20 protein-coding genes and 3 pseudogenes are annotated in these 18,126 nt (G+C 68.0%); 12 read left to right on the top strand and 11 right to left on the bottom strand.

The window, feature by feature from the left end; translation table 11 throughout:
* Nucleotides 1-134: 134 nt before the first annotated feature.
* Entirely contained in the window at nucleotides 135-326 is a 192-nt protein-coding gene (locus GA0115254_RS00825) for a hypothetical protein (protein ID WP_093893309.1), read from the top strand.
* Nucleotides 327-411: 85 nt separating this feature from the next.
* Here the strand turns inward: GA0115254_RS00825 and GA0115254_RS00820 are convergent, their stop codons facing one another.
* From GA0115254_RS00820 to GA0115254_RS44100, 6 genes are all read right to left on the bottom strand, one after another.
* Nucleotides 412-711, bottom strand: coding sequence for a DUF6342 family protein (locus tag GA0115254_RS00820; RefSeq protein WP_093893308.1), 300 nt, complete (start codon nucleotides 709-711; stop codon nucleotides 412-414).
* Nucleotides 712-1,288: 577 nt separating this feature from the next.
* Nucleotides 1,289-1,516 (bottom strand): hypothetical protein, encoded by a 228-nt coding sequence (locus tag GA0115254_RS44120; protein ID WP_093893307.1) that lies wholly within the window; start codon nucleotides 1,514-1,516, stop codon nucleotides 1,289-1,291.
* A gap of 15 nt (nucleotides 1,517-1,531) precedes the next feature.
* Nucleotides 1,532-1,720 carry a hypothetical protein gene (locus GA0115254_RS44115; RefSeq protein ID WP_093893306.1) on the bottom strand — a complete coding sequence of 63 codons (189 nt, stop codon included), beginning with the start codon at nucleotides 1,718-1,720 and terminating at the stop codon, nucleotides 1,532-1,534.
* Entirely contained in the window at nucleotides 1,675-3,345 is a 1,671-nt protein-coding gene (locus GA0115254_RS45435; protein ID WP_256102329.1) for a DUF4158 domain-containing protein, read from the bottom strand. The genes GA0115254_RS44115 and GA0115254_RS45435 overlap by 46 nt, the downstream gene beginning before the upstream one ends.
* An 81-nt stretch (nucleotides 3,346-3,426) precedes the next feature.
* Nucleotides 3,427-3,564 (bottom strand): hypothetical protein, encoded by a 138-nt coding sequence (locus GA0115254_RS44105; protein ID WP_176739921.1) that lies wholly within the window; start codon nucleotides 3,562-3,564, stop codon nucleotides 3,427-3,429.
* A gap of 155 nt (nucleotides 3,565-3,719) precedes the next feature.
* Entirely contained in the window at nucleotides 3,720-4,013 is a 294-nt protein-coding gene (locus tag GA0115254_RS44100; RefSeq protein ID WP_176739920.1) for a helix-turn-helix domain-containing protein, read from the bottom strand.
* Between the two features lie 291 nt (nucleotides 4,014-4,304).
* Here GA0115254_RS44100 and GA0115254_RS47340 point away from each other — a divergent pair, with 291 nt between their 5' ends.
* Together GA0115254_RS47340 and GA0115254_RS00785 are read left to right on the top strand one after the other, a co-directional pair.
* Nucleotides 4,305-4,490, top strand: coding sequence for a cittilin family RiPP precursor (locus tag GA0115254_RS47340; RefSeq protein ID WP_370740803.1), 186 nt, complete (start codon nucleotides 4,305-4,307; stop codon nucleotides 4,488-4,490).
* 82 nt (nucleotides 4,491-4,572) lie between these two features.
* Nucleotides 4,573-5,889, top strand: coding sequence for a cytochrome P450 (locus GA0115254_RS00785; protein ID WP_093893302.1), 1,317 nt, complete (start codon nucleotides 4,573-4,575; stop codon nucleotides 5,887-5,889).
* A 152-nt stretch (nucleotides 5,890-6,041) separates the two neighbouring features.
* Here GA0115254_RS00785 and GA0115254_RS00780 read toward each other — a convergent pair.
* Nucleotides 6,042-6,562, bottom strand: a pseudogene (locus GA0115254_RS00780) (transposase); the annotation flags it as partial.
* Between the two features lie 302 nt (nucleotides 6,563-6,864).
* Here GA0115254_RS00780 and GA0115254_RS00775 point away from each other — a divergent pair.
* Nucleotides 6,865-7,752 (top strand): endonuclease/exonuclease/phosphatase family protein, encoded by an 888-nt coding sequence (locus GA0115254_RS00775; RefSeq protein ID WP_141720738.1) that lies wholly within the window; start codon nucleotides 6,865-6,867, stop codon nucleotides 7,750-7,752.
* On the top strand, nucleotides 7,752-8,150 hold the full coding sequence (locus GA0115254_RS45415; protein ID WP_256102327.1) for a helix-turn-helix domain-containing protein: 399 nt from the start codon (nucleotides 7,752-7,754) through the stop codon (nucleotides 8,148-8,150). The genes GA0115254_RS00775 and GA0115254_RS45415 overlap by 1 nt, the downstream gene beginning before the upstream one ends.
* A gap of 167 nt (nucleotides 8,151-8,317) precedes the next feature.
* Here GA0115254_RS45415 and GA0115254_RS44095 read toward each other — a convergent pair whose 3' ends face one another.
* The 3 genes from GA0115254_RS44095 to GA0115254_RS44090 form a co-directional block, all read right to left on the bottom strand.
* On the bottom strand, nucleotides 8,318-8,563 hold the full coding sequence (locus GA0115254_RS44095; protein ID WP_176739917.1) for a hypothetical protein: 246 nt from the start codon (nucleotides 8,561-8,563) through the stop codon (nucleotides 8,318-8,320).
* A 550-nt stretch (nucleotides 8,564-9,113) separates the two neighbouring features.
* The gene (locus tag GA0115254_RS00760) at nucleotides 9,114-10,580 is read right to left on the bottom strand and encodes an IPT/TIG domain-containing protein (RefSeq protein WP_256102328.1); all 1,467 of its coding nucleotides are present in this window, start codon (nucleotides 10,578-10,580) and stop codon (nucleotides 9,114-9,116) included.
* Nucleotides 10,581-10,721: 141 nt separating this feature from the next.
* The gene (locus GA0115254_RS44090) at nucleotides 10,722-11,018 is read right to left on the bottom strand and encodes an aromatic-ring hydroxylase C-terminal domain-containing protein (RefSeq protein ID WP_370740802.1); all 297 of its coding nucleotides are present in this window, start codon (nucleotides 11,016-11,018) and stop codon (nucleotides 10,722-10,724) included.
* A 369-nt stretch (nucleotides 11,019-11,387) separates the two neighbouring features.
* Here GA0115254_RS44090 and GA0115254_RS00750 point away from each other — a divergent pair, with 369 nt between their 5' ends.
* The 4 genes and pseudogenes from GA0115254_RS00750 to mobF form a co-directional block, all read left to right on the top strand.
* Nucleotides 11,388-11,804 (top strand): SMI1/KNR4 family protein, encoded by a 417-nt coding sequence (locus tag GA0115254_RS00750; RefSeq protein WP_093893298.1) that lies wholly within the window; start codon nucleotides 11,388-11,390, stop codon nucleotides 11,802-11,804.
* A gap of 19 nt (nucleotides 11,805-11,823) precedes the next feature.
* A pseudogene (locus GA0115254_RS47335) lies at nucleotides 11,824-11,996 on the top strand (IS5/IS1182 family transposase); the annotation flags it as partial.
* 54 nt (nucleotides 11,997-12,050) lie between these two features.
* Nucleotides 12,051-12,233 (top strand): hypothetical protein, encoded by a 183-nt coding sequence (locus tag GA0115254_RS43700; RefSeq protein WP_141720737.1) that lies wholly within the window; start codon nucleotides 12,051-12,053, stop codon nucleotides 12,231-12,233.
* Nucleotides 12,234-12,709: 476 nt separating this feature from the next.
* Nucleotides 12,710-13,585, top strand: a pseudogene (gene mobF / locus GA0115254_RS00745) (MobF family relaxase); the annotation flags it as partial.
* Nucleotides 13,586-14,700: 1,115 nt separating this feature from the next.
* On the opposite strand, the gene GA0115254_RS43695 reads toward mobF, so the two are convergent.
* Nucleotides 14,701-15,042 carry a hypothetical protein gene (locus GA0115254_RS43695; RefSeq protein ID WP_141720736.1) on the bottom strand — a complete coding sequence of 114 codons (342 nt, stop codon included), beginning with the start codon at nucleotides 15,040-15,042 and terminating at the stop codon, nucleotides 14,701-14,703.
* A 252-nt stretch (nucleotides 15,043-15,294) separates the two neighbouring features.
* Here GA0115254_RS43695 and GA0115254_RS44085 point away from each other — a divergent pair, with 252 nt between their 5' ends.
* The 3 genes from GA0115254_RS44085 (at nucleotide 15,295) to GA0115254_RS00735 (ending at nucleotide 18,030) form a co-directional block, all read left to right on the top strand.
* Entirely contained in the window at nucleotides 15,295-15,435 is a 141-nt protein-coding gene (locus GA0115254_RS44085; RefSeq protein WP_176739914.1) for a hypothetical protein, read from the top strand.
* Between the two features lie 137 nt (nucleotides 15,436-15,572).
* Nucleotides 15,573-16,241, top strand: coding sequence for a macro domain-containing protein (locus GA0115254_RS00740; protein WP_093893297.1), 669 nt, complete (start codon nucleotides 15,573-15,575; stop codon nucleotides 16,239-16,241).
* Between the two features lie 124 nt (nucleotides 16,242-16,365).
* Entirely contained in the window at nucleotides 16,366-18,030 is a 1,665-nt protein-coding gene (locus GA0115254_RS00735) for an ADP-ribosyltransferase domain-containing protein (protein ID WP_093893296.1), read from the top strand.
* Nucleotides 18,031-18,126: the final 96 nt, after the last annotated feature.

Raw genomic sequence — 18,126 nt, 5'->3', positions numbered from 1 at the left:
TGGAGAACCCGGCGGAGACACCTGCCCGCTGGACGGCTGCGAGTGGCACCACGACGACCCGCACGACATCCCGGGAGAGCCTGCCGTCCTGGAGGCCCTGGTCCGGGAGCACGTCGCCGGGCACGACCTGGCCGATGTCCACGGCGGCCGTGCGCGCGTCGAGTATGCGGGCGTGGGAGGTCGTGCAGCTATGCCGTCAGCAGGCCATCGAGCGCGGGGAGCATCCGTACTCCGACCCGGTGGTGCAGATGCTCTCCGCCGCCCTCGTCGGCGCCGAGGAGCACCAGGCCGTGCGCGACCAGCTCGGGGAGGCCGGCTGCGGCTGACGTCAGCAACGACGAGGGCCCGCACGACGTATCAGGTCGTGCGGGCCCTCGTGCTGTGCGGGTGGGAGGTGGCTCCCCGCGGGACCTACAGGTTCAGGTTCTTCTGGTCGGTGATCAGCTTCCCGGCGATCTGCAGGTTGCCGTCGGAGTCGAGGATGCCGACGACCTTCCTCGTGCTGCCGTGGTGGGTGACGAAGTAGACCTTGTCCATCTCCTGGGAGCTGGACGTGTTCGAGTTGATCACGATCTCCACGCTGTTGGGAGAGATGACCGCGACGTTCTTCTGCGCGGAGCCCGGGTAGGTCTGGTTCTGTACCAGCTTGACCCTGCCGTTCGGCTCTCCTTCGTTCCAGTCCGTTGCGGGTCCGAGGTCGAGCTCAGCCATGGTTCCCCCTTGGGGTCCGGTGGGCCACGTTCCTGCCGGCGCGCGGCTGCGCGAACCGGCGGGGCGTGCCCGCGATGTTGAGACGTGCCGGCCGGGATGACCCGATCCGCGTGAGGAGCGTAGGGAGGGAAGGCGTGCGGAAAGTGGCGTTCCGGAGATTATGACTGCTTTCCGTCCTAGTGGCCGGATTCCTCCAGGCGCACGAGGCCGCCCCAGGGAAGCCCCGAGGACCTAACCGTCGCGGACCCTTACGTCACCTGAAACCGAGTCACTCGTCGAGCACTTCCGCGCACTGGGGACACTGGAAGCGGAGCCTGTTGGGGGGCGGCCACGGCACGTCAGTGCCCCGGGACCCTGGGCTCACACGTTCCATTCCCCTCGTGGAGGCGCCGCAGTGGGATGCCGAGGCCCCCTATCAGTCCTGGCGGCCGCAGATCCTCGTCCCGCCAGCCTTCCGCAGGGCGGCCGCGCCGCCGGGTAGTCGTCGTGTACGAGAACCGCGTCAGCGCGCCGGCACCGATCGGACCATGATCGTTCTCAGCGCCAACGGCTGTACCGATGTTCCCCGCGGCCGGGTTCACCGCTGCTGCTCGATCGGTGTGCCGTCGGCGGTACGGGCCTTGGTCTCGGAGTCGCGGAAGGCGTACGGGGTGCGACCGGGAAAGCCGTGCCCGTTCGGACAGGTGTGCCAGGTCTGCTTGAACCCAGGCTCGTCCTCGACCTCCTCCTGCCACCTGGCCGCTTCGAACCACTGGTCATCGATCGGGCAATACCACTGCTCTGGGCAGCTGTTGGCAGTGCTCACGGGTCCTCCCCTTGGTCAGGCTGCTTCGGTGAAGCCGACAGTGGTCAGATCCTGCTCGCGCAGGGGAGCGAAGTCGAAGTCGAGTTTCGGGTCGTACGCGTCAGGCTGAATGCCGAGCTCGTGCGTGGAGTACTCGCCGAACCGGTTGATGTGCTCGGTCAGGTAAACGCGGCGTCGAAATCGGCTGCCTCGCCTTCCTCGCACAGGCCGACCTCCACCAGGTAGGACGCCAGCTTCCCCTCCACGGTCTCCCAGGCCAGCAACTGCTGGGACCAGTCCGCGCACCCCTCCGAGCCCACCACGGCCACGTCCCCGGTGCGCAGTTCCTCCGCGAGCGCGGTGAAGACCATCGCCTCGAAGTGCTTGCGCACGAACTGCCCCGGCCTCGTCTTGTCGAGGACGGCCTTCTGCCAGTTCTGCGTGGCGAAGGAGATGTCCACCGCGCGGCCGTCCTCACCCAGGGCGCTGATGTACTCGCCGCGCGCCGCCTGGTGCCGCTGGGCGTGCGCGAGCGCGTCCAGCACCCGCCCGTCCTCTGAGGTGGCGGTGAACGCCAGCTTCTCGGCCAGGCCGGACATCACCGCCCGGTCCCGGCCGATCTGCCCATACAGCAGCACCTCCCAGAAGTTGCCGTGATGGGCGGACACCTTCTCGATCTGCTCGTACTGCTTGGCGAACCCGCCGAAGCCCTCCACCGCCCTCGTGACCGCGCCGAACCCGCCGGCCTGCACCACCTGGGCCCTGGCCAGCGCGAGGACAGCCGGGGAGACCCGGCCCTCCAGCCGCCACGCGACCTCGTCGACGGGCGCCGCCTCGTCCAGGCCCTCCAGAGCCGCCCGGACCTCGGCGGTCATGGCTGCAGCCTTCTCCAGGGCTGCCTGAGCCGGGCCGCCCTCGTCGATGTTCTTGAGCACGGTGCGGTAGTTCCCGATCAGGGCCTCGACGATCTCCCGCTCGGCCGGCCGGATCTCCTCCAGCTCGACCTTGGCCTTCTTGATCTTCATCGCCACGCGCTTGCAGAACATCGTCGCCAGGTCGTCGCGGACCCGCATCCGTGCCTTGTGTACCAGGCACGCCACCAGCGCGAGGCGCTTGACGGGCTTGTAGTCCCGCAGCTCCGCCACGTCGGCCGCGTCCGCCTCCCCGGCGAAGTCGCTGATCTTCCCCGCCGCGATGCCGTCCATCCACACGCCCATGTCGCCGAGCCCGTCCACCCATTCCAGCCTCTTGGCCAGGTTCTTGAAGTGTGACCAGGTCGGACCCTGAGCAGGCTTCTTCAGTCGGTTGAACGGCGTCGTGCCGTCGCTCTCGCGCTCCTCCAGCAGCCGCAGCACCCCCGCCCGCTCCGGCACGCTCATCCGCTCGTGGATACCCGCGCAGATCGAGGCGTTCACCTCCTTGCGGACGGTCGAGGCCATCGCGTCGAAGGTGGAGAACGCCGGCAGCTCCAGCCCGGCCTCCACCACCTTCTCCAGTGCGATGTTGATCAGATCCGCCGGCCGGTTCTTCGACACGGCCTCCTTGCGGATCGACTCCTCGGCGATCTGCCGGGCCTGGCCCTGGTCGTAGGCGACACCGACCCGCTGCCGTACCAGACCCCGATGGTTCTTCATCGTCTTCGCCGCGCGGTACACCGCCAGCGTGCCCTCCGGCAGTTCCACCGCACGCCGCACGAACTCCGCCACCGCCTCCGGGATGTCCTCCACTCTCGGGAAGCACCCCATGCGCTGATACGACTTCAGCGTCAGCAGCAGGGCCAGCAGATGCTCATCGCTGTCCGTACGGTGGGCGGCCCATTGAAGCTCATCGCGAGTCGGCGAGAAGAACAGATGCAGCTTCCTCCAGTGGTGTGCATCGTCTGATGCAAGGTATCCGGCGCCACCGACATCGAGTTTCGATGGTGTGGAGTGTCAGTCGAGGACTTCGGTGACGGCGGACTGGGCGGCTTTCTCGTCGACGAGGGACTTGCCGGCGGTGAAGGTGGCGACGAGGGATTGCAGGCAACCAGTGTGGTTGGTCGTCTGGTGTGGCGCCTGCCCCAGCACCATCGGGGGTAGCCTCCGAGCATGACCCGGCATTCCGAACGAGGGCCTGAGGCCGCTGCGGCGAGTGGCGAAATCACCCGCACCGACTGTCGACGCTGCGGCCACGAGGTGCACGGCATCGACGGCCGCTACTCGTGCCCGCTGTGTGGCTGGGTGAATCACTGGAGTGAGGGCCACACGACGCTGCCCACGGGACGCGACGACAACCGCGGGTAGCCCGCTTCTCGACCGCCCCGGTCGGCCGCCCCCCGTCGGCTGGCCGGGGCTTGCTCGCGTACGAGGTCGGCGAGCGGTACGCCGATGGCATCGGCGATCCGAATGAGGCTGTCGATGAGGGCGGCCGAGTGTCCTTGTTCGATGCGGTTGTACGGGGCGAGGGTCATCCCGGCGCGGTGCGACTTGCTCCTGGGAGAGGTTCGCGTGAAGTCGAGCGGCTCGAATGCGGTCGCCAATGGCCCTGCGTCTGGCGATGACGCGCTCGGCGGCACGGGCGAGTGGTGCACCGGTCCATGCCGCCCGCGTCGCTCTCCTGAAGAACAGGAAACTGCTCGAGTCACACGGCATCGTCATCCCAACCGCGACGACACCACCCGTCGTCCTCGCGGCCCTCCAGGCCCGGGTTCATCGTCCCAGCTCAGGAAGGCACTTTCGTGTTTCCGGCTCACAACCGGCCCCACCCAACCGAAACGGCGAGGGTCAGCCCCGATCCCAGGATAGGGTGTGATAAGCCTCTTTGTCCCCATATGGGAAAAGGGCTTCTTGACGTGTGTCAGTCAACGCCCATACCGTTTCGGCCGTTGGTGCTCTACCGCGATCTGAGTGTATTCATCGGGAGGTATATCTCTATGCGTAAGCTCGTGCTCACCGGAGCCCTGTTCATGCGACTCACCCGCAAGGACCGACTGACCGCTCCGTACTCGTATTACTGATCGGCGCGGAAAGTAGCTGCCGGGGTGTTCGAGCGCTGCTCGCACACCCCGGTAGTCCCGGAAAGGTGAAAGGCGGGGCGGGGTGGCAGGGAAAACGCTGGTGGACATACCGGGGCCGGCAGGCGACCGCGTACTCGGAAACCTTCAAGAATTCAGCACCGATCCACTCCGGTTTCTCACCGCGTGCGCGAGGGAGTACGGGGACATCGTCCGCATCAGTCCGCGGAACGTCCTGCTCGCGGGCCCTGAGCACGTCGAGCGCATGCTCGTCGACCGCAACGCCGACTTCGTCAAACAAGGCCCCGAGACCCGGCGTGCGGGACGCAGGCAGAGCCTGCCGCTGTCCACCATGAGCGCTGACGGGGAGGACTGGAAGGCCAAGCGTCGGCGCATCCAGCCTGCCTTCGGCCGGGAACTGTCCGCGACGGCCGCCGCCGCCATGCGCGGGCAGGGCGAGCGGATGCTGGAGCAGTGGCGTCCGGGCCAGATTCGGGACCTGCAACAGGACGTGTCAGTGGTGACCCTGCGCCTGGTCACGGCTCTGATGTTCGGCGAGGAGTACACCGACTCGGAGGTCGCCGAAGTCGCCGGGATGGTAGTTCCGATCATGGAACTCTCCGCCTCGCCGGTGGTGCTCCCCGAGTGGCTTCCCACCCGTCGCAAGCTGCAGATCCGCCGCAATCTCCGTCGGGTCGAACGGACTCTCGCCCGAGTCGCCGCCTCGGGCCGCGGAGCGGACCCGAAAGCCGCGCCCGTGCTGCACGCGTTGCTCCACGGCACGCCGACGCCCACGTCGGCCGAGGTGAACGACGAACTGGCGACCCTGCTCATGGCCGGATACGAAACCACGAATGACGCCGTGGTGTGGGCCAGTGTCCTGCTCGCCCGAAATCCGGATGCGGCGGAGCGCGTGTACCGCGAAACGGAGAAAGCGCTCGCTGGGAATGCCACCGGGATGGCGCTGCTGGGCGAATTGCCGTACACGAACGCTGTTCTGCGGGAAAGCCTTCGATTGTACTCACCGGTCTGGATGACAAGCCGCGACGCCCGTATCGATGTGAAGTTCTCGGACTACGTTATTCCGGCCGGCACCACGGTCACGGTGAGTCAGTGGGTGAACCACCGCGACCCGCGGTACTGGAAGCAGGCTGGAGAATTTCGCCCAGAACGCTGGCTGGGGAAGGGACCGACGGAAATTCCACGCGGCTCCTACTTCCCCTTCGGACTCGGTCCGCGCACGTGCTTCGGCGCCTCCCTCGCAGGGGTCGAGGCCGTCAGCCTGCTGGCCGCTGTCTGGTCCCGCTTCCGCCTCCGCCTCGCGACCCCGGAGTCCGTCCGCCCTCGTCCAGCCCTCGCCCTGCAACCGCTGGACGCACGCTTCACGGTCGAGACATGGTGATCGACGGGGCTTTCGGTTGGTACGAGGAGGCGTCGCTGATCACCAACTATGGGGTGGCCGACGCGATTTCGGTACTTGGGCAGGGCGGAGTCCCGGCGCGGTGGTCGGGTTCTCCGGGGCCTTCGGGTCGTGGGCGGAAGGGGGCTTGCCGGTCAGCTGGCGGGTCGGGACAGTGCGGCGAGGCGATGGAAGGCCATGGCCAGTTCGTTTCTCCAGGGCAAGGTCGCCGATACCTGTAGGCGCAGGCGGCGGCCGCCGCGGGTGAGGCGTGCGGCGACGTGCAGCAGCCGGTAGCGGAGCTTCTTCGGTTCGGCAGTGGCGAGTTCGCTGTCCAGTAGCAGGACACGGGTCCGGGCCAGTAGATCGATCGCTGAGAGGCTGAGTTCGAGCCAGACGGTGTTGATGTCCAAGTCGCGGGAGAGGAAGCGGCCGACGCCGGTGGCCTTGCCGCACAGGATGTGGTCCTCGACGGTGACATGCCCGCGGTGATGGACCTTCAGGAACTGAGCGGAACCACCACCGGAGTGCGGGGTGTCGGTGAGGAACACCTGATGCCGCAGGCCCTCGTCTGGTCGAACGGGGACAGCTGGGCTCCCGGGTGCGGCCCCTCTCGGCACACGATAATGCGGGTGCCGGCCGGGTAGCCGGGAAGATCGACCAGGCCGGTCAGCTCCCCGCCACCGTCGGCGAGCATCACCGCCAGGTCGGTGGCGATCAGGCCCGGATCATGCCCGACCCCGCGCGGCCGAAGCGCCGGAGACCGGCGCGGTACGCGGCGGTCAGCCCGGTGGCATCAGCGAGATCCGCCAGCAACCGTGCAGGACGAGCGGCGCGACGGTACGGAAGGACATGTCCCGATCTCAGGCGTGGCTCCGAGGATCCATGGTTCCCCCAAGGTTTCCTCAAGACGGTGTTCCTACGTTCGTCGGTGAGTCCGCATGCGACTCGATGGGTCCACAAGGAACAGGGGGAAACGTGAGTAGGCCGAGCAGCACAGCACGCACAGCATGGCGCGCCACGAAGGTGTGGCTGATCGGGTCGATGGCGGTAGTGGCGGGGCTCGTGACGCCCGCGTACGCCGGACCCGCCGCCGAGGAACCCCTGAAGCCGATCCCCAACCGGTTCATGACGTGGAACACGAACGGGCAGGACCTCGGCACGCCGAAGGCGATCGCGGAACAGATCAAGCACTTCCTGCCGCAGGTGGCCGCGCTGCAGGAGTCCTGCTTGAACGAGGTGCGTGAGGCCGTTCGGCAGCTCAACGAAGCGGGGCTGAGGTACGAGTACCGGAGCGGACTGGCCGCCCTGAACGGCGGGTGCCCAGGCCGGCTGGGCACCGCGATCGTCTACGCCAAGGGCACCACGGTCAGGGCGCACAACAAGAAGGGCTACAGCGACGACGAGGGATGGCTGGAGGCGCGTGGCATGCAGTCCTTCACCACGAAGCTCGACGGCCAGTGGGTCCGGGTGTTCAACACGCACCTCAGCGCACCGGGCCATGAAGAACTGAGGAAGCTGCAGGCCGGAGAACTGGCGGCCGCCACGCGACCGCACCCTCGCGCGCTGATTCTCGGTGACCTCAACACCCGGCCGCACGTCACAAAAGTCATGGACCCGATCTGGCAGGCCGGGTTCAAGGACGTCGATCAGTTCTGCGGACCGGCCAAGGACCCCCGGTGCACCAAGACCCTCCCACTGACCGGGCCGCCTCGTACTCGTGAGGAGTCCAAGTATGACTACATCCTTGGCCGGGGCGTGAACTTCCGTAGCTGCAGGCTGCATACGCCCACCGACGACCATCGGATCGTGATCAGCGATCTCACCGTGGCCGATGTTCGCCGGCCGGTGTGCACCGTGACCTGATGGAGGCAGACAGGGGCAGGGCGGCCGGTTCTCCCGTCCGCCCTGTCACCCGTATACGGGCCGCTACGCCCCGCCCCGTGGCCGCACGGCTCTCCGCACATGCATGCGGCCGGGTCGGCGGGCGCCGGCCGAGGCCCACGCCGGACCAGGCCGCTCTCGCTCAGCAGCTCTACGACACCCGCGAGAAGACCGTCCAGCAGATCGCCGACTTGTTCGGTGTGCCCCGGTCGACTGTGTACGGGCACCTCGACAAGACCAAGACCGTGCCCCGCCGACGCTCAGCGAAGGAAGTTCTGTCTCTGTACGTGGCTCTGCCCGGGGGCATCGCTGTCAGTGCCGTCCGTCACAGTGCCATCTGTGATCAACGAAAGCGGGCGGACAAGCTGCCCGCCGCTTGAGCAGCTCCTTGGGTGGGCGTGGCCGGAGTGGGTCACCGCCCCCTTGAACGATGGCGTTGAGGAAAAGACGCTGCACGCCAATATGGGCGGGCACACCGGTACCCCGTGGTTCGACGTGGAGGACGGGGACCGGTTCTTCGGCCGGCACCTGAAGTGAGCCCGGGCCGTCAGGCCGGCAGCGGACGGCAGGCGGTGTCGGCCAGGATGCCGCTCATCGAGGACAGGTCCCGGCCCTCCTCGATGGCGGAGGCCAGCAGATGTACAACCGCCCCGATCGCGCCAGTACCGGCCATCGGCGGTACCGGCCGGTCGGGGCGGCGCTCGGCCACCAGCGCCTCCATCAACTGGGCCCACGCCGTGAGGCACTCGGCCCCTGTCTTGCGGATCGCCGGGCAGGCGACCGACTCGACCACCAGTGCCCGGGCCGGACCCAGGCGTACTGGTTGGGGGCTGTCGAGTCCGGAGCCAGATCGCAGAGCGCGTTGCCGCGCTTGAACACACAGATCAGAAGCGCGTCAGGGTTGTCGAAGAGAACGATGCCGTCGCGGACGAGGTAGTCGGCCGCCTTCTTCGCGAAGGTCCTGGGGATGATGCGGCCCATGAACCGAGGTGCTTGGGCAGCGGCGGTGACTGCCCGTCCGGCGGCCGGTCCGGAGATTGTCTCTCCGGCGGCCATGCGGTCGCGCAGGGCGTCCGGTTGCAGGGTGCTTACGGCGTAAGCACCTGTTGGCTCCGACGGCACGTCGCTCATCGGATTGTCGGCCGGCTCAGTGGATGGGGCCGGGGGTACCGGACACCTGGTCGCCCGGCAGCCGCTCGGCCCTCCCGCACAGCTCCCGTGGCCTGCTCGCCGCAGGGCGAACGGTCCTGCGGCAATCCCTTGCCCGGGCACGGTACGACCGGTCGGCGGCAAGGGCCCGGGGCTGCTCGAAGGGCCACCCCGGGAACGGGGACGTGCGGACGCTACCGTCCGGTGTAGGTGAACTCGTCTGCCGGGCTGGTGGGGGAGGTGGCCTTGCCGACCGTCACGGTGATGTTGACCGTCTGGTGGTCGTCGAGCTGACCGGGCGCGGTTGCGGTGATCTGGCCGGTGGAGACGAACTTGACCGAATCGGATGCCTTGTCCTTGAAGTGCACGGTGGCGCCACCGGCGAAGCCCGAGCCGCTGATGGTGACCGGGGTGCCGACCTTTCCGCTGGTCGGGCTGACCGCACTGACCACCACAGGTGCGGGTCCGCCATAGGCGAACTGCCCCATCGCGACGGCCGGGGAGGTGCCGAGGGTGTTGGTGACGCGGACGTGGACGACGCCGGTTCCGTTGGGGACCTGAGCGGTGATCCTGATGCCGGAGGGGTCGATGTCGCGCTTGGTGCAGGCGAAGTGGCCGAAGTCGACCACGCTGTCCGGACTGAAGCCGGTGCCGTTGATGGTCACCGTGGCGCCTGGTGCGCCGAAGGTGGGGGTCACGTCGGTCACCACCGGCCCGGAAGGGACGGCAGGCGCCCCCACCAGGTCCAGGTAGGTGGAGTTGGCATGTTGGAAGGCGACCTGGCCGAGGAAGTCCTGGGTGGTCTTGTTGACCAGGTTCTTGGCAAGGCTCGTGTATCCGGTGTTCATCAGGCAGAGCGTGCCGGGCTGGACGTAGACGTTACCCTTGGTGCGCTTGGAGATCGCCCCGATGAGCAGCTTCACTTCTTCGGTCGCCTGCGGTCCCGGGCTCGGGTACCAGCCGGCGGTGGTGTCGAGATCGGCCCACGCGTGCGGTACCAGGTCGTAGGCGTTGTTCTGGCGCTCGTCCATGAGCCACGGCACGGAGTCGAAGTAGTCGACGAAGCTCTGCACGCCGGCGGTGGGAGCGGCGTAGGTGATCACCGCGAACTTCGGCTGTTTCGGCCAGGTCTGTGCCTGCAGGTACGGCGCGAGCATGGTGGCGATGCAACCGCCCAGGCTGTGACCGGTCAGATAGACGGTCGGCTGCGGCGAGGAGGGCGCCGACTTGAGCACGGCGGCGAGCGCCTGAGCAAGCGTGACGTTCGGGGAGGGTGAGGCGATCGAGCGGGCGTTGACAACCCGTTTGAACGCATCCATCGCCCCCTTGGAAACGGCGATGGGCTTCGGCGATCCGCTTTCGGGGAACGGGACGACTGTGCCGACCTCGAGATCCTCAAGGATGTCGGTCAGATCGGCGTCCGTTCCGCGAGCGACCACGGCGAACTCGTTCGAGCCGTTGGTGCTCTGTGCGATGTAGGCCATATTGGCGTTGGCCTCGCTCAGGGCGAGCCACACCAGCTTCCACGCGCCCTGCGTCGCAAGGCTGGGATCGCTCAGCTGCGCGTCGATGCCGGTGATGATTCGCTCGGTCTGATGCTCCGGGGTTTCCCCGGACGGACGCGGGGTGGCCCCGGTGGCTGCAAGGGCGGCCAGGGTCATGGTCACCTGGGCGATTGTCGGATCGGGCGCCATTGTCGTTCCTGCTCCTCGGATGTTTTGCCGGTGCGGAGGCGGGACGGCCTTTCGGTAGCATCAGGGCAGATCTGTACCGAACCGACCGTCAGATTGGATCGCACACAATCAGACCTCCCCTCTGCGTTGTCCGGTGCTTTTCTTGCCGTCAGGTTGACCAGGTTCACCTTGTTGGCCGTTCGTCATACGTGTGTGCCGTTCGCCGAGCCAGGTGCGCAGCGCGGTCGCCAGAGCTGCGGTGTCCGCGGGCAGGCCCGGGGCGGCGGCCCAGGCGACGATGCCGTCGGGGCGGATGAGTGCGGCCGACAGATCGCCGCGGTCCGCGGGGGCGGCCACCACGGTCGACAGGCGGTCCCGCCATCCGGCCGAACCCTCGAGGACTCGGCTGCCGCCCGGGGCGAGGATGCCTCCCGCTCATAGGCAAAGAGCCGGAGGCATCAGCCTCCGGCTCTTTGACAACTGCGGAGACGTCGGATCTCGGCGATCAGGCGGGGAATGTCCTGGCGGGCATTCTGGTTTTTCGCAGCTCCGGGCGCTGATCGCCAGTCACGGACCGGTCGTTGTTAGTCATTGTCGGCTGTCGGCTGTCGGCTGTCGGCGATCGGTCTTGGACGGCCCACAAGGTGCACGGCGATCAGGCGTCGCAACGCTTCGGCGCGTGACCGTTCCGCTTCCGTTCGAAGGACTGGCGTCCACGGATCCGGCTGAGAGGCTGAGCCAGTGACTGATGATGAGGTTGTCGAAGCGTTGCGAACGGGAGTCCAGGCGGGAAGCTTGCCACCGCCCGCAACACCGGAGGCTGTCGCCGAGGCGGAAGAGGTCATCGGCTTCCTGCTGCCGCCCCTCTTGCGTCGCCTGTACATCGAAGTGGCCAACGGCGGATTCGGTCCGGGCGAAGGAATCCTGGGCGTACGCGGAGGGGCCTTCCAGGGCAACTTTGCGGACATCGCCGAGCTGTACCAGGACGGCCCTGATCCGTCCGGCCACATCCCCGTCGGCCTCGTGCTGATCTACGACTGGGGCTGCACCCTCTGGTCGCTGGTCGACTTCCGCGATCCTACGGGTCCCATGTGGTGCAACCACCAAGGAGAACACTGGCCCCAGGGCATCACTCTCGCCGAGTGGTTGACCAGCACCTTGGCAGGAACCCTCACGGTGGACACTCTGCTGGAGAGTCAGCCCGCTTCGTAGATCCGTTGACCAGCTCGCCCATACGCCGCCGGACACGCAAAAAGGGGCCGCGGGCCGCGACGAGCCGGACCATCACACATTCGGACGCTCCCGCGGCGGACTGAGCACCAAAGTCCACCTGGCCGCAGACGGCGGCGCACGCCACGCCCCCTTGCTTTCACAGTGCCGGCAGGCCGGGCCGGCGACGCACCGGACCTCGGCGGACGAAGAGGCCCTTCGATTCGACCCGTTGCCACTGGGGGTCTGGTGCCGGCGCCGGAAGAAATGGTCGTCCAGGTCTGCGCCGACCTGGGCTACCGGCTGTTCCTGCGGGCGGTGAAATTGCACGCCGTGCCGATCGGCGCGACCAGCCGAGAGGAGTTCGTGGCACTCGGCGCGCGCTTCGGATACCCGGAACGCCTTGTGGTAGAGGGCCTCCAAAGGGACTGACCGAAGGCCGCCGGTCCAGGGGTGGGGCAGAGTGAGGTTCTGCCCCACCCCTGTGCAGTTGGCAGGGCGTTCTGCAGCCGCTTGCAGATCACCAGGCTCTCGAGCTGACCGACCAGCGCATACCGGCCGTGTTCGGCAGGCGGCCCTGCCCGATCCGTACACGCGCAGCAGCTCCTCCAGGCGCTCGCGATGCCGATTGGCGAACGCCTCCAAACGCTGCACGTATCCGTCCCCCTCATCCTCACGCACGACGCTGAGAGCCACGGCCAGGATCTTGTCCGACGCATCGGCAACGAGGAAGCTGCCCGGGTCGGTGCAGGCCCACGTGCTCCGCCCGTAGTAGTCGACCTCAAGCGCTGGGCACGCAACCGCCCCCGCAGATCCACTGGAAACCACCGACCTCTCGTAGCGGCCTTCGCGGACGGTCACCGGCGCGGATCAGTGTGAAGGGCGGGGTGGGACGTGCGGAGCGACTGGGAAACGGTCCGGCGAAGGCGCGGAGGGCGACCGTGCTGGGCAGGCCCATCGAGCACAACCAGTCGGAGGCCACCGAGAAGGCCAAGGAGCGGTCGCCCTGGCTGGGCATGGACCTGGTGTTCCGGGCGCCGTCGACGGCGCAGATCGCGTGGGCGCCGCTCGGTGAGGAGCACCGCCTGGTGCTGGAGCTGTGCCAGGACATCGCCGGGGACAAGACGCTGGCGTGGTTTGAGGACTCGGTCGCGGAGAACCGCTGGGGGAGCGGCGGCAAGCACCGCGAGCCGATCCGGGACGGGCTGATCGCCGCGGTGTTCCGGCACTACGAGTCCAGAGCTGTCGATTCGAAACCGCTGCTTCAGGATCACGCGGTGGTGTCGATCCGTGTCCGGCGGCCGGACGCCAAGGGGACGTGGGGCAACCTGTCGGCGGACTCGATGCTGGAGCACATCGTCGCGGCCGGCACCCTCTACACCCTGTACTTCATGGAGGAGGTGTCCGCCCGTCTCGTACGTGTGTGGGAGCCGCGCGAGGTGAGGCCCGGCCGGCGACCGGTCATGGAGATCGCGGGCATCGACCAGCGGCTGATCAGCTGGCAGTCCAACCGCCGTCAGCAGATCGCCGACGCGCTGTCCGTCCTCACGGCCGACTACCAAGAGCGGCAGGGGCACCCGCCGGGGGAGTGGGCCGTCTATGCGCTGGGCCGGCAGTCCGCCGGCCGGACGCGCCCACCGAAGCGCAAGGCGCCGCGATCGCTGTCCGATCTGCGCACGACACGGCGGGCCTCAGCGATCCGGGCGTTCGGCGCCTGCACCGTCCACCGGCTGGCGCAGCGGGCGCGGGCGGCAGCCGCGGCGGTGGCGAGATGCTGCCGTCCAAGCTTCGCCTCGTCGGCTGAGACCGGAAGTTTGCGCGGTCCGGGAGCCTGCCGGACCGCAGCGTCTGACCGTACGACGCACCCTCGGACGGGCATTTTGATGCCCATCCGAGGGAGGCTATCGCGTGTTCCGGCATCGCGGCCGACCTGGGGCGGCCGGTGACAATCTGTCTTCCGACGCTCGCCGCGGGCGGGTGCTGGCACTCCGGGGTGGGCGCTCAGGGGAACCGCGGTATCCAGCTGCGTGCGTTGCAGCAGCTTGGGCGCGTCGCCCGTCGGCCTCATCCTGGTCAGGGCACCCGGGCTGTGCGGGTAGTTGGGTTCAGTTGTAACCCCAGGAACCCTTGTGAGTGCTGCAGAGCTGGGGTGTCCCGGTCGCGCCGTCACGCAAGCAGGCCTTGAACGTGTAGGCGGTCCCAGTCTCTGGTCCCCAGAAGGTCAAGTCTCCGCTGCAGCGCTCGTAGCCGTTTGATCCGTTAGTGTCCTGAGCTTCGATGGGGGAATCCACCATGCCGGTCCAACTCACCATGGCTACTGCCCGAAGGCCGTCCTTTCCTCCCAGGTCGCACGCTTCTATCGAGCTGTTTCCGAAGTCGATAGTGGCCTCGCCCCAGCCACCGTAAGGCCGTGACGTGCCAGTGGAGAGACTGTAGGTCCAGGCCGAAGCAGACGGAGCTGCCACCATGACGGCTCCGAATGCGGCAGCAGCTGCCGCCATCGCGGTAACGCGTCGTCGCATCACTTTCCCCTCACATGGACTTGTGCAGCTAATGTGACCTGCTGCACGTGGGCTATCGGAGTTTCGCTTTCAAGACAATGCCGGTCACGTCGGCGGACGCGACCCGGGAAGGGGCCCAGCGTCAGGTGGACGCGACGTGGGTGTCCGCCCAGCACTAGGCCGAGGCCAACTGCAGGTGCTGCGAGACGGGCACCGGACGCAGGAGAGACCCGTCGGCGAAACCAACGGCGCCTTGCCTACGCCGACGTGAACCTTGATTAGGCCCAGGCCGCGTCGTGGTCGCAAGCCGCCAGGGCCGGCCTTCCCCCCGCGGAAACACGGCTGCCCGCAGCCTGTCGGCAGACGGGCAGCTCTGACTCTGCAGGGCCAGATGTGTGTCAGTACTTGGTACAGGTCACCGTCACGCCACCGTAGGGGAACGACAGGTACTTCGCGCCGTAGATCCATCCCCAGTCGGTGTAGTACCAGATGCTGCCAGCGGTGTTGGTGTACTTGCACATCACGGACACCCACGAGTCGCCCACGGGGTAGCTGGTGCACCCGGCGTAGGGTCCATTGTGGGAGATGGGGTTGTTCCCCGTGTGAGCCCATTGGTTGTGGCCGAACTGCGCTGGTGTCCAGCAGTCGGCTGCGGCGGCGGAAGGCGCGGTGGCGATGCCTCCGGCGAAGAGCCCTGAGGCCGCGGCGAGCGTTGCGGCGGTGCGTCCTAGTCGAGACATACGGTGAGAGACCTTTCGCCTAAGGAAGTCGGTGCTCGGGCGCTAAGACTGTGCGGCGTCGAGCTTGCTCGCATTGGCCGCGCTGGAGCCACAGTGTCCGACTGTCCCGGACAGTCGTTGCTTGTCCGACCTGGTCAGAGCCTTGTCCCGGACACTGTCCGGACCCCGGCCTGCGCAGACCCGGGCCTCTATCCGTCGCTGAGGAGCGACTCGCCGGATGCCGCCACCACTATCGTCGTCGGCTTCTCGTCGGTGTCTACGCTGCTGTCGATCGGAACCGGACCGGAGGCGACCGGCCCCGCCCTCTGCCTGCTGCTCGCCGTGTCGGGGCGCCGGGTGGCACTGGACGACCTCTCCGGACCGGGTGTCGCCACGCTGGCGGCGGGTTCCTGACCGCTCGCCATCGGCTCCCGCTCCTCCCTCCCTTGCTCCTCTGCTCCCCCGCTCGAACAACCCTGTCGAACGGCACTGTCAGTGGCGCGCGGTAGCTTCGGGATTGTTCGAGATCACGGGGTGAGAGGGGTGAATTCGTGGGTGTCAGGCATGCGTTGAGCGTCGTCCTGGTCGACGTCAACGACGAGGTGGTGACGGCCTGGCGGTCCGCGTTCGCGGACACGCCGGAGGTCGAGATCAGGCGGGGTTCCCTTCTCGATGTGGACGCCGACGCCTGGGTCTCCCCCACCAATGAGCGTGGCCGGATGGACGGTGGGGTCGACGCCGTCGTCAAGCGGTACCTCGGTGCGGGCATCCAGGTGCGGGTGCAGCGGGCGATCCGCGACCGGTTCGGCGGACGGCTGCCGGTTGGCAGCGCGGTGTGCGTCACGTCCGGGGCGGACGTACCCCGGTATCTGATCTCGACGCCCACCATGCGTCAGTCGTCGCAGAACGTCAGCGACACGATGAACGTGGCCCTGGCCTGCGCGGCCGCCTTCCAGGCGGTGCATCTACAGAACCGGGCGAAGCCGGGCAGCATCCGGTCGGTGGCTCTCGTCGGGATGGGCGCGCAGACCGGGCAGGTGCCCGCGAAGGTGTGCGCCAACCTGATGTGGACGGGCTACACCCTCTTCCACGACCACGGTTTCGCGGACTACGACGAGTTGCGGGCCGCCGTACTGGGGCAGCTCGACGACATCGAGGGAGCGGGGTCCGCACGGCGGGTCCGGATCAACGTGCCGCAGCGGCCTTCCTTTCGTCACTGACCCGAAGACCCCGCAGGCCGGTGCCGCCCAGGGCGCGGACACCGGCGCCGACTCTGCCGCATCTGTTCAGCATGCCGGGGCGCCCGTGGAGGCGTCCGGTTCGAGTATCGGGAGTTCCACCCTCGTGAGTGATGTCGACGTGACGGCCGCGGGCGATGCCGGTTCCTCGGCCGGGGATCCGCTGGGACTGGCCGGCCTGTTCACCGGTGGTGGTGAGCCGTGGCTGCCGCTGCTCGGACCGGTGATCGAGGCGCAGCCGGGAGCCGCCGACTTCATCGGCCCGAAGCGCAGCCCGGAGGTAGTTCCGGTGCGCGAGCTGACGTTCCAGGCGTTGAAGCCGCATCCGCCGGAGAAGTGGAAGGTGGTCGTCTTCGGACAGAACCCCTATCCGCGGGCGGAGAGCGCGACCGGCATCGCGATGTTCGACAACACCTTCAACGACTGGAAGGACAGCCAGTTCGGCCGGGTCGTCAGCATCCGCTGCCTCATCAAGGCGGCCGCGATGTGGAAGTACGGCATCGTCAAGAAGACCCCGATTGCCGACGTCCGCGCCCTGCTGAAGAAGGAGGACACGGTTCAGCCGCCCGAGTGGTTCCAGGCGATGCTCACCCAGGGTGTGCTGCTGCTGAACGCGTCCCTCACGGCGAGCGCGGACGGGGCGATGGCGACCGATCGGCACACGTCGTTCTGGCGCCCCGTGGCCGAGCAGATCGTCGAGGAGATCCTCCGGGCGAAGCAGGGCGCGGTGGAGGAGGACGACCGGGGGGTGGTGTTCGCCTGGTGGGGCGCGCACGCCCGGAGTCTGAAGAGGGTCGTCCAGGGGCTGGAGAAGAAGTACCCGGGGGTGCAGGTCCGTCACCTGGACCACGCCAATCCGGCCGCGCAGGGGGATCTGTTCTGCGAGGGCGACCACTTCGCCCAGGTGAACGACGCCCTGGCGGCGGTGGGGGCCGAGCCGGTCGACTGGCTGCCGCGGAAGGGCTGGGACCAGGGGACGGGCGGGGCCGGCGGGCCGGAGGACGGTGGTGTCGCGCAGCGGATGGGGGCGTTCATCGCGTCCACGATGGAGTTGCACCAGCTGTATCTGGAGCGGCTCACCAGCGTCAAGGACGAGGGCCTCGTCCTGCCGCCCGTCACCGGGGTGTTCGACACGCCGCTGATGGACTTCCGGAAGGCCGTCGAGCCGGTCTCGCAGGTGCTCGCGCACCTGGATCGGCATATCGATCTGTCGATCCGTTTCGGGGAGACGAAGGCCGCGGAGGCGGCGTCCGCGGGCGCGCTGTCCGGGGAGGCCGTGGGCGCCTTGTCGGCTGACGCGATCTCGGCCCTCTACCTGTACACGTGCGAGTCGGGCTTCTACCGCGAGATCAACGCCGTGCTGCGCTCGTCGGACCGCGAGCGCGTGGTGCCGTACCTGCCGTACCTGCGGTTGCTGTTCTCGGCGATGGAGGCGTTGCCGGCGCAGACGCGGCCGCTGTGGCGTGGTGTGGCGCTGGATCTGCGGTCCCAGTATCCGCTGGGGCGGACGGTGACGTGGTGGGGTGTGTCGTCGTGCACGTCCGAGCTGGGTGTGGCCCGCGCGTTCCTCGGCGGGCGTGGCCGACGGACGTTGTTCGAGGTGACGCCCGCGCGGGCGGTGGGGATCCGGCGGTTCTCCGCGTTCACGGGTGAGGAGGAGTACATCCTCGCGCCGGGGACGCGGCTGAAGGTGACGGAGGTGAAGGCCGAGCGTGGGGGCCTGTGCACCGTGCGGCTGACCGAGCTGGAGGGGGCCGGCCTGGTGTCGTGACGCGTTCCCGGGCCGGGCATACGAGCGCCCCGTGGCGGGCCTGAGCCGTGCCGTGGAAGAGGACTGGAAAAGCCGTACCTCGCCTTTCACTCTGAC

The organism is Streptomyces sp. Ncost-T10-10d (assembly GCF_900091955.1).
Classification (GTDB): domain Bacteria; phylum Actinomycetota; class Actinomycetes; order Streptomycetales; family Streptomycetaceae; genus Streptomyces.
This window is presented reverse-complemented; position numbering and strand designations above follow the sequence as displayed.